Source organism: Nocardiopsis sp. B62 (assembly GCF_018070675.1).
GTDB classification, from domain to species: Bacteria; Actinomycetota; Actinomycetes; order Streptosporangiales; family Streptosporangiaceae; genus Nocardiopsis; species Nocardiopsis prasina.
On sequence record NZ_JAGPXK010000011.1, the window covers coordinates 66,293 to 80,219 of the forward strand.

Below are 13,927 nucleotides of genomic sequence, written 5' to 3' on the forward strand. Positions count from 1 at the left end.
GGCGTGTCGCCAAGGCCGAGGGAAACCCCTGTTCGGAGCGGCTTCGAGCGGACACACCGTGGGGTCGGCGGTCCGCCCCGGCGGGTCGGGCGCGGCCTAGCATGACCGCGAGTTGGCCCGTCGGACCGGGAGGCGACCGATCGCGTGAACGAGGACGACCAGGGCGGGAAGACGCCTTCAGAGGCGCCGGGCGACCACGGGGGCGCGGGGGCCGACGATCCGACGCCTCGCACGCGACGGGGGCGGCTGCCGGACGCGCTGCGGAACGGTCCTCCCGTCGGACCCACCAAGCCGGGCTTCTGGCGGGGCCCCGCGCGCGGTCCGTGGCTCACGTCGCTGCTGGGGTCGATCCTGCTGGTCGGGATCCCGATCCTGTTCGTCACCGGCCTGCTCTCCTACGCGGCCTACAACCCCGACCTGGTGTCCAACGACAAGACCCCCGACAAGGGTCTGCTCGGGTTCTACCTGTTCCCCTGGCCCACGGACCCACCGTGGCTCTACCGCCTCACCCAGGGCGTGCACGTCACGCTGGGCGTCACGCTGGTCCCCGTCCTCCTGGCCAAGCTCTGGTCGGTCGTTCCGCTCCTCTTCCGCTGGCCGCCGACGGCCTCCCCGGCGCAGGCCCTGGAACGCCTGACGGTCCTGTTCCTGGTGGGCGGCGCGCTGTTCGTCTTCGCGACGGGCATCCTCAACATCCAGCTGGAGTACGTCTTCCCCGGCTCCTTCTACCCCCTGCACTTCTACGGCGCCTGGGTGTTCGTCGCGGCCCTGTTCTCCCACGTCGTCCTGAAGCTGCCGACCATGGTGAGGGAACTGCGCGCACGCGGAATCCGCGAGGCGCTGGGCGACCCCCGCGACCGGGGGAGGGACCGGGACCCGGAGCGGGGCGAGTTGGTCGCGCCGGACCCCGACCCCGGGGCGGCGTCGCGCCGCACCGTGTTGGGCGCTGTGGGTCTGGGCTCGCTCGCGCTCCTGCTGACCACGATCGGGCAGAGCCTCGGGGGCGCGTTGCGGCCGACGGCGCTCATGGCCCCGCACGGACGGCTGCCGGGGGAGGGTGCCGCCGACTTCCCGGTGAACACGACCGCCGCCTACGCGGGCGTCACCGAGGCCGACACGGGACCCGACTGGAGGCTGACCGTACGCGGGGCGGGCCGCGAGGTCGTCCTCTCCAGGCAGGACCTGCTCGCCCTGCCCCAGTACCGGTCCGCGCTGCCCATCGCCTGCGTGGAGGGGTGGTCCACCCGCGATCTCGACTGGGAGGGTGTGCGCCTGGCCGACCTCGCCGGCCTGGTCGGGGCGCAGGGGCCGCCCGGAGTATTCGTGGAGTCCGCGCAGGAGTCCGGGTCCTTCGCCAGCGCCGCGCTCCGCGACAACCAGGTCACTGATCCGCGCTCCCTCCTGGCCCTGCGTGTGAACGGCGCGGACCTGACACCCGACCACGGCTACCCGGCCAGGGTGATCGTGCCCGCTGGCCCGGGCGTGCACAACACCAAGTGGGTCACCCGGCTGAGCTTCGGTGCGGTGTGAGGGCCTCTCCGCGCCGCTGGTACGGCGCCTCACCGTGGCACCTGGTCCTGATGGCCGTGACGCTGGCGGTCATCGCCTACGCGGGCGTGCGTCTGCTCCACGGCGGTGATCCGTGGGGCATCGCGCTCTGGTTCGTGGGCGCGGCCCTGCTGCACGACCTCGTCCTCGTCCCCGCCTACACGCTGGTGGGCCGGGTCCTGCGGGCCGTCGTCGGAGGCCGTCGCGGGCGTGCGGGCGGCGCCCGTCCCACACCCGGTCGGGTGCGGGCGGTCCTCCTCGACCACGTGCGCGTCCCCGCGCTCGCCTCCGGGCTCCTGCTGTTGGTCTACCTCCCGCTGATCCTCGGCCCCTCCGACACCTACGTCACCAAGACCGGTCTGACCGGGGAACCGTTCGCCGCCCGCTGGCTCCTGGTGAGCGCCGCCCTGTTCGCGGTCTCGGCGCTGGTGGGGGCCGTCCGGGCCGGGCGGGTGGCTCGCCGGGCCCGGACGACCTGATGACCCCGCCCTGCAGTACCCTCCCCGGAGGCCCCACCGGAGCCGAGACGTTCAGAGGGGTGCGCGCAGCGCCGCGAACCAGCGCCCCCGCACCTGCCAGGAGTCCGACCACCTCCACCCCGTGGCCTCCGCGTGGGCCCGCAGGGCGGGGAGCCCGAGCCGTGCCCACACGAAGGGGGCGCCCGGCTTCCCCCAACCGTCCGTGACCTGCACGGTCACGCACTCGTTGACGTCCCGGTCGGCGGCCTCGACGATGAGCAGACCCTGGGGCAGCACCAGCTCCCGCATCCGCGCGAGCAGACGCTCCGGGGTCCCGCCGATGCCGATGTTGCCGTCGACCAGCAGCGCCGTGTTCCAGCGGCCCTCCTCCGGCAGGGGGTCGAACACCGACGCGCGCACCGCACGCCCACCGGCCTCGACCACCCGTGCCACCGCCACCGGGTTCATGTCCACGCCCAGCGCCCGGTGCCCCCGGGCGGTGAGCGTGAGGACCATGCGGCCGGGTCCGCAGCCCGCGTCGAGGGTGTCACCCTCCGAACGGTCCAGGACGCTCTCGTCGGCACTGTCGGTGGCCCCGCACCAGCGCTCCACGTCCAGGGGCAGTATCCAACCGTCGGACCGTCGCAGGTACAGGGGACCGTGGCCGTTGACGAGCGCCCGGGAGTACGGGTCGCACAGCCACGGGGCCGCGCGGGTGTCGACCCCCATCTCCGGCGCGCTCATCGTCGGGCCCCCGTTCCACAGACCCTGACGGCCTCGCCGAACCGGGTGTCGGGCGCGAGCGCGGCCACGGCGGCGGCGTCCCGTGGGGTGTCCACGTCCCTGAGCGGGGCCAGGTCGCCCACGCGCAGTCCCGCGTCCACGAGCCGCGCCCGCTGGAGACGCCCGGTGCGCGGGGTGGACATCGGTACGCCGCGCACCAGGTCGGGGTCGGGCGCGGCCATCCCGAGCGCCCAGAACCCACCGTCCTCGCTCGGGCCGAACCACGCGTCGACGTGTTCCCAGGCATCCGGGGACAGGACGGGAGCCAGGTGCCGTTCGGTGAGCTGGGGGGTGTCCATACCGACCAGGAGCGAGGGACCCGAACACGCGGCGAACGCGGCCGCGAGTCGTTCGTCCAGCCCGCCGCCCGACTGCGGCACCACCTCGAAGCCCGACTCGGGCAGCCAGGGTCCCGGCCTCCCCTCCAGCACCAGCAGCCGTCGGCGCGCCGGAAGACGCAGCACGGTCTCCAGGGTGTCCGTCAGGGCCGCCTCGGCGACGGCGGCCGCCTCCTCGGGTGAGTACTCCGGGGTCAGCCTCGTCTTGACCAGGCCGGGGACGGGTTCCTTGGCGATCACCAGCAGTGTCGTGATCCCGGCGCGCCGGTCCGCCCGACCGGGCCGACTCATCGTCTTCCTTCCTCCGCGCGTGTGCGTTCCCCGGTCGGCGGCTCGCGCAGCACCGAGGTCATGTCGCGCACGGCGGTCCAGGTCCCGCGCCACGTTCCGGTCACCTTGGACGCCCCGGAGCGGGGCAGGTAGGGGACGTCCACCTCCGTGATGCGCCAGCCCGCGTCCGCGGCGCGCACGACCGTCTCCAGGGGATAGCCCGAGCGCCGGTCGGTCATGCCCAGGCCCAGCAGGCCCGACCTGCGGGCGGCCCGCATCGGGCCGATGTCGCGGACCCGCACCCCGGTCCGGGAGCGCAGCATCCGCGCGACGGCGGCGTTGCCGATCCGCGCGTGAGGAGGCCAGGCACCCCTGCGTGTGGGGCGCCGCCTGCCCATGACGAGGTCCGCGTCACCCCGCCGGACCCGGTCCACCAGCCCCGGGAGCAGGCTCGGGTCCAGGGAGGCGTCGCAGTCGCAGAAGCAGACGTACTCGGCGGTGGCGGCCGACAGGCCCGCGTGGCACGCCGCGCCGAACCCCCTCCGCGACTCCGGGACCACGACGGCTCCGAGCTTCTCGGCGATGGCGGCCGATCCGTCGGTCGAACCGTTGTCCACGACGATCGCCCGCCAACCCGCTGGGACGCGCTCCATGACCCAGGGGAGCGCGGATGCCTCGTTCAGACAGGGGAGCACCAGGTCGACCGGCGGTGGTCCGGCACCCGTGGATTCCGGGTGTGCCCGCGCCTGTTCGTTCCGGTCGTTACCGTGCGGTTCGTTGATCACCCTGATTACGTTACGAAGTCATAAAGGTACAGTCAGTGAATGGACCCGCGACACGCTGGCGTGTCGGCCGTCAGCCCGCCGGAACGCCGGTGTCGACCGACCCGCGCAGCTCGGAACGGGCGAACTCGGCCATGCCCTCGGCGAAGCCCACCCGGGGGCGCCAGGACAGCTCCTTCATCAGCCGGTCCGAGGAGGCCGTGATGTGCCGGACGTCCCCGAGCCGGTACTCGCCGGTGACCACGGGCGCGGGGCCACCGTGCGCGTCCGCCAGCGCCTCGGCCATCTCCCCGATGGTGTGGGGGGTTCCGCTGCCGGTGTTGAAGGCCGACAGCACGCCCGGAGCCCGGTCCGGCAGTGCCTCCAGGGCCGCCACGTTGGCGCGGGCCACGTCCCGCACGTGCACGAAGTCGCGTCGTTGGCGCCCGTCCTCGAACACCCGGGGCGCCTCGCCCCGGGCCAGCGCCGACCGGAAGAAGGACGCCACGCCCGCGTAGGGAGTGTCGCGCGGCATACCCGGGCCGTAGACGTTGTGGTAGCGCAGGGACAGCGCGCGCCCGCCCACCGCGCGGGCCCACGAGGCGCTCAGGTGCTCCTGCGCCAGTTTCGTGGTGGCGTACACGTTGCGGGGGTCGCTCGGCGCGTCCTCCCGCACCAGGCCGGGGACGAGCGCCGTACCGCAACGGGGGCACGGGGGGTCGAACAGTCCGGCCCGGAGGTCGGACTCCGCCCTCGGGCCGGGGCGGACGTCGCCGTGCTCGGGGCACGTGTACCGGCCCTCTCCGTAGACGACCATGGAACCGGCCATCACCATGTGGCGGACGCCGGTGCGGGCCATGGCCGCCAACAGGACCGCGGTGCCCAGGTCGTTGCAGTCCACGTAGTCGGGCGCGTCCAGGAAGTCCGACGAGCCCAACCCGACCATCGCCGCCTGGTGGCAGACCGCGTCCACCCCTCGCAGGGCCCGTTCGACGGCCTCGCCGTCCCGGACGTCGGCCACGACCTCGACGGTCCCGTCGGGGCCGCGCCCTCCGTGCGCCAGGGGCAGGTAGGCATCGAGGGTCACCGCCTCGTGCCCGGCCAGGCGGAGTTCCTCCGCCACCCGCGATCCGATGAACCCGGCACCACCCGTGACTAGTACGCGCATGGGGTCAACCTACGCCGCGTGCGCGCGCCGCCACCGAATGTGTTTCGGTGAGTCGTGCCGACGCCGGTCGGCCCGGAGCGCGCGGCCCCGCCTCAGGCCCGCCCGCCGTCGGCGAACACCACCTGTGCGTTGAGGTCCTCACCTCGCCGCGAGCACGGTGGAGGTGACCAGGGTGTTGATGACCACGGCCGCGTTCGTCCGGAGCACCGCGGCCCCCGCCGCGCCCGCACCCCAGTCGCCCTCCTCCAACTCCCTGGTCCGCCTGATCACGGCGGAGCTCCAGGGGATCCTCCTGTCGAGGTGGGGGAGCGTCCCACTCGCCGCCACCAGAGCGGTCACCGCCGCGATGTGCGCCGTCGGCTCGGCTCGGTCGACGAGTACCGAGCGCACCTGTTCGAAGAGCTCCTCGTGCCGACCGGTGCCACCGAGCCGCAGGACGCTCCGGGGAAGGAAGCCCAGCATTTTCCGGTCCTCGCGGTCGATGTCCCCGTACCGCACGAGCCGGTCCAGCAGCGGAGCCCGCAGCCCCGGCCCGATCGCGGCGAGCACGGCGTGCGCGCTCCGCGGTTTCCGGTCGGCGTAGTCCCACGCCGACCTGAGCACGTCGTCCGTCGGCGCCACGGATCCCGCGTGGACCACGGGCCCGCGCAGGCGCTCCTCGCGCACCTCGACGTGACCGCGCAGAACCAGGTCGGTGAGGACCGCGCCACCCAGCACGTGGAAGAGCACGTTCTCGCCCGCGATCGTCCCCGACGCGGGCTGGAAGAGCATGAGCAGGACGTCCTCCGCGAGCGAACGCGTTCCCTGGTCTTCGGAGCTGTGTACTCCGGGAGTCTCCGACACGGTCCGTGCCCTTCTGTTCGTGGTGTCCATCGTCCCCCGCCGCCTGTGCTCTCGCGGTCAGGCGTGTTCGGCGCGTCCTCCCAGGTGCTGGGCGAGGAAGCGGTCGACGGCGCCGAACAGGGCGGTCTGGTTCTCCGGGTTCACCACCCCGTGCCCCTCGTCGTCGAAGACGAGGTACTCGACCTCGACACCACGGGAACGCAGCGACTCGACGAGGTTGTCGGACTCGGCCCGGACGACGCGGGGGTCGTTGGCGCCATGGGCCACGAACAGCGGGGCACGGATGGCGTCGATCCGGTTGATCGGCGAGCGGGCGAGCATGTCGGCCTCCTGCTCGGGGACCTCCGGGTCGCCGACGTACCGGTGGAAGTTGTTCACCAGTCCGGGACGGACGAACACGGGCTGGGTCCGCAGGAAGTTCGCCAGGTCCGAGATGCCGACGATGTCGACGGCCGCCGCGAAACGATCCGGTGTGAAGGCCGCCCCCACCAGAGCCGCGTAGCCACCGTAGGAACCCCCGAGGACGGCCACCCGGTCCGGATCGGCGTAACCCCGCTCCACCGCCCAGTCCACGCCGTCGATCAGGTCGTCGTGCATCCTGCCCGCGAACTCACCGATCGCGGCCTGGGTGTGCGCCTTGCCGTAGCCGGTCGAACCGCGGAAGTTGACCTGGAGCACCGCGTAGCCCCGGTTGGCCAACAGCTGGACGGTGGGGTTGAACCCCCAGGCGTCACGCATCCAGGGACCGCCGTGGACCATCAGCACCATCGGCAGGGCGGTCGGCTCCACACCGACGGGGAGGGTGAGGTAGGAGGGCAGCTCCAGCCCGTCGCGCGCGGTGATCGTGACGGGCCGCATCGGGGCCAGCGCGTCCGGGTCCAGGTGCGGGAAGGGCCGGAAGAGCAGCCGTGACTCACCTGTGGCGTGGTCGTGGAACCAGGTCGCCCCGGGGTCGCGGTCGTGGGTGAAGGAGACGACCCACCGCTGACCGCTCGAGTCGGATGACACGTGCGCGAGATCCCCGTCGGCCAGCTTCTCCAGAGCCGAAAGGACCTCCGCGAAGTGCGGGTCCACGGCGTGGACGACCTGGCGTTCACCGAGGTAGCGCACCCCGAGCAGGGCGCCCCGGCGGTCTCGGATGAGCGGCGCCGGAAGACCCGGGTCGACGAGTGCGCGGGTGTCGACGTCGAGGGTCGGGTGGCCGTCGACCTCGATCTCCTCGCCGGTGGCCAGGTCGACGTGGACCAGACGGGTGCGGTCGGTGCCCCGGTTGGACCCGACCCACAGGCCCTTCCCCTCCGGTGTCGTCTGGAGCGGGAAGGGACCCAACGGGTAGTCGGCGCCGTCCATGACCATCAAGGGCAGTTCCTCGCCGGACTCGTCCAGGCGGGCGAAGGCCAGGTCGCCCTCGGCGGTGAGTTCGGTGGAGTACCAACCGCCGTCACCGGTCTGGAACATCGCTTTGCCCGGTCCGGGGCTCTTGACCACCATCGTGAGCTCACCGGAGGCGACGTCGAGTTCGTAGGTGTCGAACTCCGCGAGGGTCCGGGCGTTGAGCAGCAGCGTCATCCGGCCCGGTTGCCCGATGGAGGGCTCGAAGCCCACGACTCTGGCCCCGGGGAAGGGGGTGAGGTCGACCGCGGCGGACCCGGGGGAGTCCAGGTCGACCCGGTACAGGTGCCAGTTCTCGTCGCCGTCGTCGTCCTGGAGGTAGAGCAGCAGACCCGGGTCCTCGGCCCACTCGTAGCTCAGCACGCTGCGGGTCTCGTCGGAGGTCACGGGGCGGGGCTCGGAACCGGGTTCGAGGTCCTGGACCCAGACGTTGAGCCGGTTCCGCCACGGCGCGAGGAAGGCGATCCGCGTGCCGTCGGGCGAGATCCTCGCGCCGGTGCGCTGAGGCGATCCGTACAGGTCGTCGATCGTGTGGAGTTCCGGCAGTGCCATGTCGTTCCCGTCCTGGTCTGGAAGGCGGTCTGGGCGGCGCCGCGAGAAGCGGTCGTCGCCCGTCCTGCTCTTCGATCCAAGCCGCTGGAGCGCGGGCCGGACAGTGGCACCGCGTCAACACCCGCGTATGACATCCGTGTGCGCGAGGGCATGACGTGGTGTCACCCCCGGGCACTCCGCCCCAGGTGGACAGGGTGAGACGCCATGCGTCCGCGTGCGACTGCAACTAAGACTGCAACCAGCCCATGAAGAAGGGGTCTCACGTCGCGACGTGAGACCCCTTCTGACCGGCGGAGGATATGGGATTTGAACCCATGAGGGGGTTGCCCCCCAACCGCATTAGCAGTGCGGCGCCCTAGGCCTCTAGGCGAATCCTCCTGGCTGCGACCAGCCTACAGAGCGCGGGGGTCCTGCGCAAAACGAGTCCTCCCGCGCGGGAGGGCCCCGGGGCGGCGGGGCCCTCCCGCCTCAGGTCAGGGGGTGCGGGGCCTCGGCACCGGCGGGGTGCCGTAGGCGCTGGCCTGGAGTTCCCACAGCTCTCGGTACAGTCCGCCCTCGGCCATCAGTTGGGCGTGTGTGCCCTGGGCGATCACACGGCCGCGTTCGAGCACCACGATCTGGTCGGCCATCCGCACCGAGGCCGGTCGGCACGACGTCCAGGGGAGGCCCCGGCGGTTGCGGTCGGACCGGATCGCGGGCCGGTGGGAGGAGGCGTTCGGCCGAGCGGGCAGTGGGAGCGGTATCGCGCGGCGGTTCCCGGGGGGTGGGGCGGGAACCGAGTACCTGCACGCATCGGCCGCGCTCAGACTCCCGGGGAGGGCGCCGGTGACTGGCGGACCGGTGTCCGCAAAAGGAGGCGCGCCACGAGGGTGCGGCGGAACCTGGCGGCCAGGTCAGGAGGTGGTGCGCTCGATGACGAGGTCGGCGTCGCCGCGCAGTTTCTCCACGGCCCGGGACAGGGTGCTCTTCACGGTGCCGATGGTGACGCCCATGCGCTCGGCGATCTGGGCCTCGGTGAGGTCCTCGTAGTAGCGCAGCACCACCGTGGTGCGCTGCCGGGCGGGCAGGCGATCGATGGCGCGCCCCACGACGTCGGCCAGGTCGCTGCGCCAGGTGGGGTCGTCCAGCCGCTGCTCGGGGATCTCGTCGGTGGGGTACACGTCGAGGCGTTTGCGGCGCCACTCGGAGATCTGGGTGTTGACCATGGCCCGGCGCACGTAGCCGTCCCGCGCTCGGGGGTTGGCGATGCGCCCCCAGGCGAGGAAGGTCTTGACCAGCGCGGCCTGGAGGAGGTCCTCGGCGTCGGCGTGGCTGTTGGTGAGGGAGCGCGCCATGCGGAGCAGCGCAGTTCCGCGCTCGGACACGTAGTCGGTGAACTCCTCGGACCCGGGTGTCCGTGTCGTTCCGTTCACGTCCGTCACCGCCTCGACCCCGTCGCGTGCCGCCAGCGTGCGCACCGCTGTCGCGGGCCGCTCTGGACTCTCACTCTCACACAGCGAGCGCAAATCCCCAGGAATCTGGACACCACGTGGCAACAAATCGCTCGATCAGCGAACAAACCCCCGTGCGGAAGGGGGGAGGGTGCGGCGCTTTCAGGAGCCGGGCGTGTCGGAGCGCGGACCTTCCAAGGGCGCGCCGAACGCCTGGCGGACACAAAGTGTGTACAAATGCTTGCGTGCGGTGACGGAGAATCGTGGGTGGGCGGAGGGGAGTTCCCCTTGTCCGCAGGCGAAGCGGTCACTTCCTCCCTGGCGCGGCGCCCCCACCGACACGAACCGACACGTGTCGGCGTGTGCACGGCCGATCCGGGAGGCGGGGGAGACAATGGGCACAGACGGACGAGTCGGTCTACAAGGGGGCGCGAAGGACATGTCAGTGATGACGGACAGTGGTCGGGACCGACGGCGGTTCACCGCCGCCGTGCTCGGCGCCGGGGCCGTACCCGAGCCCACACCGGTCCACCGCCGCGTCGTGCGCGGCGTGGTCGTCGACGCCACCTCGTACATGCTCTGCGTCGCCACACCCGAGGGGGAGGAGCGCTTCCTCTACGAACGCGTCACCTCCTTCTGGAGCGGTGGCGAGGTACTGCCCACCGAACTGCGCCCCGGCGACGACGTCGTGGTGCTGTGCTCACACGACGGCCGCCTGGTCGCCGAACGCGTATGGGCGCGGGCCGCCCGGGCCACCGGGGTCATCACCGACTGCGAGGGCGACACTCTGCGGATCGACCCCGGTCACGGCCGTCCCCGTCTGACCGTGATCCTTCCCTACCGCTCCTCCGGACGCATCGGGGTGCGCCACCCCAGGCTGGAGGCGGGCTACCTGTTCGACGCCGTCGGCGTCTGGCGGGGCGCGGAGATCGAGGCGACGCGGCCGGTCACCACCCAGCCGCCCTACCCGTTGAACTCCACCCCGCGCCGTCCTCCCACACGGGAGCACTCCACGACCCTCAGCGGGATCGCCACCTGGTACGACCCCGCCTGGGGGCGCGCCAGCCACCAGGACCCGAGGGCCGTGGCGGCGGGGGCCGCCTACCCGGCGCTCGACCCGGTCGGCCACGAGGGGACCTGCGACCGGCGCACCTCCTGCGTCCCGCTTCCCCTGCTGTCCACCGGGGCCACGCTCCACCTGCGCAACGACTGCACGCAGGACGCCGCGGTCGTCCCCGTCGTGGACTGCGCCGCCGCCGACAGCTGGCTCTGCGACCTCTGCCCGGCCTGCGGGAGCCAGAGCGCGGGCCGCCTCGCCTCGCTCACCATGACCTCCTTCGTCGCCCTCGGCGGGCGGCTGGAGGCGGGCTGCTTCAACGCGACCATGACCGTCGCCAACCTGGAGGGCTGACCGATGTTCCCGGAGGTTCTCGAAGCGGTCCGCGAGGTCCAGCTACCGCTCCTCGCGGCCCTGCTCCTGCTCGGCGCCGCGGCCAAGGCCACCCCGCGCGCGGCGGGGACGGGCGTGTCCGTCCTTCTGCCCGAACGTCTGCGCCGCCCCGTCACGCTCGCCACCTGCCTGCTGGAGGTGGCCCTGGCGGTGGCCCTGCTGACCGCGACCGGCCTCCTCGGCGAGGCGGCCCGGGTGCTCACCGCCCTGATGTTCGCGGCGTCCGTCGTCCTGCTGCTGGTGGCCCGCCGCCGCGACCCCGAGGCCGGTTGCGGCTGCTTCGGCGGCCTGAGCCAGACGCCGATCGGCTGGCGCACGCTCACCCGCGCGGGCCTGCTGGCGGTGGGCGCGGCCGCCACGGTCGGGCTGGCGCCCACCGGCTGGGAGGTGGCCTCGGGCCCCACCGCGACCCACGGCGTGGTCCTCGGCGTGCAGCTGCTCGTCCTGGCGATGCTCAGCCCCGAGCTGCGCGAGGCCCTGGACCGGTTCACCACGCGTGAGCCCTGCGCGGTGCGCGAGGTCTCCGAGCGCCGCACCCTGCGCCGCCTGCGCGGCAGCGAGGTCTGGCGGACCAACGCCAAGGTGATGCTCAAGACCGACCCGGAGGAGACCTGGCGGCACGGCTGCTGGCGGTTCCTTCGCTACGACGGCCTGCGCCACGGCCGTCGCGTGGACGTCGTGTACGGGGTGCGGATCGACGGCCCGCGCCGGACCGGCGTGCGCGCGGTCCTGGTGGACAGGGAGAGCGGCACCGTGATCGCCTCCTTCGGCGCGGTGACCACGCTCGACCTCCAGGGGCCGCCGCGCAGGCTGCCCCGGCCGCGCGAGGCGGCCAGGCGCGACGAGGCCCAGGGCCGGGGCGGAGCCAGGCCCGGGACCCTCGCCAAGGAGTTCCCGGGCGAGTCCGGGCGCGGCCTCCCCGACGAGGTCAGAGCATCTGGCCCTGCCGTGTGATGGCGGCCTCGGTGAAGTCCAGGAGCAGCTGCTCGTAGTCCTCGGCCTCACCGGGGCCCATCACGGAGGTCGTGCCCAGCAGGTCACCGTTGCGGTACATGACGGTGTACATGTGGTTCTCGCCCCCGTCGTCGTTGACCTGGATGGCGAAGGAACGCGACTCGTCGCCCACCGGGGGGACGTCGAGGTCGGTGACGCCGTACTCGGAGCTGCTGCCGTCCTCGTAGGTGGCCGTGTACTCGGCGCAGGTCTCCGGGGGCTTGACGGCGAGCGCCTCGGCGGCCGCGCCCTCGTCGAGTTGGACGAGGATGTGCGAGACGTTGCCCTTGTCCCACTCGTAGGCGGCCACCGAGGTGGGGGCGTCGCGCACCGCCTCCAGGTCGCCCCACCGGTTGGCGGCGTCCATGCACTCGGGCTTGTCCAGTTCGGTGGAGGCCCGGACCTCCTCCGAATACTGCACTGTGACAAGCTCGGAGTAGGTTCCGGCCTCGCTGCTCTCGGGTAGCAGGGTGACGTCCCCGACGTTGATCGGCTGCGCGTCGTGCAGCTGGGCGGCGGCCTCGGCGTTGGGGTCCTCGCTCTGCCCCTCGTCCGTCCCGCCGCACGCGCTCAGGACGATCACCGAGGTCAGCGCGACTGCGGCGGGCAGGGACACGCCCGCTGCGGAACGGGCAGAACGATGACGCAAACGCATGGTGGTATCTCCTCGTTTGTGCGATATTTCCGCTTGGAGCGGTGACCGACCCGGACCTCTCATCGCTGAGAGTGTCGCGGGGTTAGCACAAAGTATTGAGGAAGGACAATGGTGTCGGAGTCGAAATCGCCATATCTGCGGGCGGTACTGGAGTCCATCCCCGCCTACAAGCCCGGCCGCAAGGTCGTCGGGCCGGACGGGCGCTCCATCAAGCTGTCGTCCAACGAGAGCCCCTTCGGGCCGCTCCCGTCCGTGCGTGAGGCCATCGCCAGGGCCGCCGCCGACCTCAACCGCTACCCGGACCCGGGCGCCGCCGCGCTCGTCACCAGGCTCGCCGGGCACCTGGACGTCCCGGAGGAGCACGTCGCGCTCGGCGCGGGCTCCGTCGGCATGCTCCAGCAGCTCCTGGAGGCGGTCGGGGAACCGGGCGCCGAAGTCGTCTACGCCTGGCGCTCCTTCGAGGCCTACCCCCTGTTGGCCGAGCTGTCCGGCGTCACCTCGGTCCGGGTGCCCCTCAGGGACGAGACCCACGACCTCGAGGCGCTCCTCGGCGCGATCACCGACAACACCCGCATGGTGCTGGTGTGCAACCCCAACAACCCGACCGGCACCGCCGTCCGGGAGCGGGAACTGGTCGACTTCCTCGACCGCGTCCCCGACCACGTGCTGGTCGTCCTCGACGAGGCCTACCGCGAGTACGTGCGCGACCCCGAGGTCCCCGACGGCGTGGCCCTGTACCGGGACCGCCCCAACGTCGCGGTCCTGCGCACCTTCTCGAAGGCCTACGGCCTGGCCGCCGTCCGCCTCGGGTTCCTCGTCGGCCACCCCTCGGTGACCGACGCCGTGCGCAAGACCCTCGTCCCGTTCGCGGTCAACCACCTCGCCCAGGCGGCCGGGATCGCCTCACTGGACGCCGAGGCCGAGCTCCTCGAGCGCGTGGAGACCACCGTGAAGGAGCGTGAGCGCGTCCGTGACGCCCTCGTGGCCTCGGGGTGGACCGTGCCCCCCACCGAGGCCAACTTCGTGTGGCTGCGGCTGGCTGAGGACACCCTCGACTTCGCGGCCGCCTGCGCGGAGGCGGGCGTCTCCGTGCGCCCGTTCGACGGTGAGGGCGCCCGGGTCAGCCTCGGCACCCCCGAGGAGAACGACGCGTTCCTCTCCGTCGCGACCGCCTACGCCAAGCGGCGCTGACACACGGCGCTGACACACGCCCGTCGGCCGTGGCCACAGGCGTGTGACCCCGCAGACGCCGACGGGGGCGGCCCCCACGTATGGGAGCCGCCCCC

Annotated in this window: 14 protein-coding genes and 1 tRNA gene; 5 read left to right on the forward strand and 10 right to left on the reverse strand. The window is 72.6% G+C overall.

What is annotated here, in order from left to right; all coding sequences use genetic code 11:
- The first annotated feature begins 144 nt into the window (after positions 1-144).
- Positions 145-1,530, forward strand: coding sequence for a molybdopterin-dependent oxidoreductase (locus KBX21_RS27125; protein WP_210842166.1), 1,386 nt, complete (start codon positions 145-147; stop codon positions 1,528-1,530).
- Entirely contained in the window at positions 1,527-2,027 is a 501-nt protein-coding gene (locus KBX21_RS14035) for a hypothetical protein (RefSeq protein WP_199776557.1), read from the forward strand. Before KBX21_RS27125 ends, KBX21_RS14035 begins: the two co-directional genes overlap by 4 nt.
- A 51-nt stretch (positions 2,028-2,078) precedes the next feature.
- On the opposite strand, the gene KBX21_RS14040 is transcribed toward KBX21_RS14035, so the two are convergent.
- The 9 genes from KBX21_RS14040 to KBX21_RS14080 all read right to left on the reverse strand — a co-directional run bounded on the left by KBX21_RS14040 (position 2,079) and on the right by KBX21_RS14080 (position 9,534).
- Positions 2,079-2,750 carry a bifunctional 2-polyprenyl-6-hydroxyphenol methylase/3-demethylubiquinol 3-O-methyltransferase UbiG gene (locus tag KBX21_RS14040; RefSeq protein WP_210842167.1) on the reverse strand — a complete coding sequence of 224 codons (672 nt, stop codon included), beginning with the start codon at positions 2,748-2,750 and terminating at the stop codon, positions 2,079-2,081.
- On the reverse strand, positions 2,747-3,418 hold the full coding sequence (locus tag KBX21_RS14045; protein ID WP_210842168.1) for a DUF2064 domain-containing protein: 672 nt from the start codon (positions 3,416-3,418) through the stop codon (positions 2,747-2,749). Before KBX21_RS14045 ends, KBX21_RS14040 begins: the two co-directional genes overlap by 4 nt.
- Positions 3,415-4,182, reverse strand: coding sequence for a glycosyltransferase family 2 protein (locus tag KBX21_RS14050; RefSeq protein WP_049572063.1), 768 nt, complete (start codon positions 4,180-4,182; stop codon positions 3,415-3,417). Before KBX21_RS14050 ends, KBX21_RS14045 begins: the two co-directional genes overlap by 4 nt.
- A 70-nt stretch (positions 4,183-4,252) precedes the next feature.
- Positions 4,253-5,326: an NAD(P)-dependent oxidoreductase gene (locus KBX21_RS14055; RefSeq protein WP_210842169.1), complete on the reverse strand. Its 1,074-nt coding sequence runs from the start codon at positions 5,324-5,326 to the stop codon at positions 4,253-4,255.
- Positions 5,327-5,464: 138 nt separating this feature from the next.
- Complete coding sequence (locus tag KBX21_RS14060; protein WP_210842170.1) at positions 5,465-6,169, reverse strand: GPP34 family phosphoprotein; 705 nt, start codon at positions 6,167-6,169, stop codon at positions 5,465-5,467.
- Positions 6,170-6,226: 57 nt separating this feature from the next.
- Complete coding sequence (locus KBX21_RS14065; RefSeq protein WP_210842171.1) at positions 6,227-8,113, reverse strand: S9 family peptidase; 1,887 nt, start codon at positions 8,111-8,113, stop codon at positions 6,227-6,229.
- A gap of 291 nt (positions 8,114-8,404) precedes the next feature.
- A tRNA-Ser gene (locus tag KBX21_RS14070) sits at positions 8,405-8,491 on the reverse strand.
- A gap of 95 nt (positions 8,492-8,586) precedes the next feature.
- Positions 8,587-8,742: a hypothetical protein gene (locus KBX21_RS14075; protein WP_374225723.1), complete on the reverse strand. Its 156-nt coding sequence runs from the start codon at positions 8,740-8,742 to the stop codon at positions 8,587-8,589.
- A gap of 264 nt (positions 8,743-9,006) precedes the next feature.
- On the reverse strand, positions 9,007-9,534 hold the full coding sequence (locus KBX21_RS14080; protein WP_156208063.1) for a SigE family RNA polymerase sigma factor: 528 nt from the start codon (positions 9,532-9,534) through the stop codon (positions 9,007-9,009).
- A gap of 457 nt (positions 9,535-9,991) precedes the next feature.
- Here KBX21_RS14080 and KBX21_RS14085 point away from each other — a divergent pair, with 457 nt between their 5' ends.
- Together KBX21_RS14085 and KBX21_RS14090 are read left to right on the forward strand one after the other, a co-directional pair.
- Positions 9,992-10,954, forward strand: coding sequence for a hypothetical protein (locus tag KBX21_RS14085; RefSeq protein WP_210842172.1), 963 nt, complete (start codon positions 9,992-9,994; stop codon positions 10,952-10,954).
- Between the two features lie 3 nt (positions 10,955-10,957).
- Positions 10,958-11,947: a MauE/DoxX family redox-associated membrane protein gene (locus KBX21_RS14090; RefSeq protein WP_210842173.1), complete on the forward strand. Its 990-nt coding sequence runs from the start codon at positions 10,958-10,960 to the stop codon at positions 11,945-11,947.
- Here the strand turns inward: KBX21_RS14090 and KBX21_RS14095 are convergent.
- Positions 11,922-12,641 carry a hypothetical protein gene (locus tag KBX21_RS14095; RefSeq protein WP_374225724.1) on the reverse strand — a complete coding sequence of 240 codons (720 nt, stop codon included), beginning with the start codon at positions 12,639-12,641 and terminating at the stop codon, positions 11,922-11,924. The two genes, KBX21_RS14090 and KBX21_RS14095, sit on opposite strands and share 26 nt — an antisense overlap.
- Before the next feature lie 108 nt (positions 12,642-12,749).
- Between KBX21_RS14095 and hisC the strand changes: the two genes are divergently transcribed.
- Positions 12,750-13,832 (forward strand): histidinol-phosphate transaminase, encoded by a 1,083-nt coding sequence (gene hisC, locus KBX21_RS14100; RefSeq protein WP_049572087.1) that lies wholly within the window; start codon positions 12,750-12,752, stop codon positions 13,830-13,832.
- The last annotated feature ends 95 nt before the right edge of the window (positions 13,833-13,927 follow it).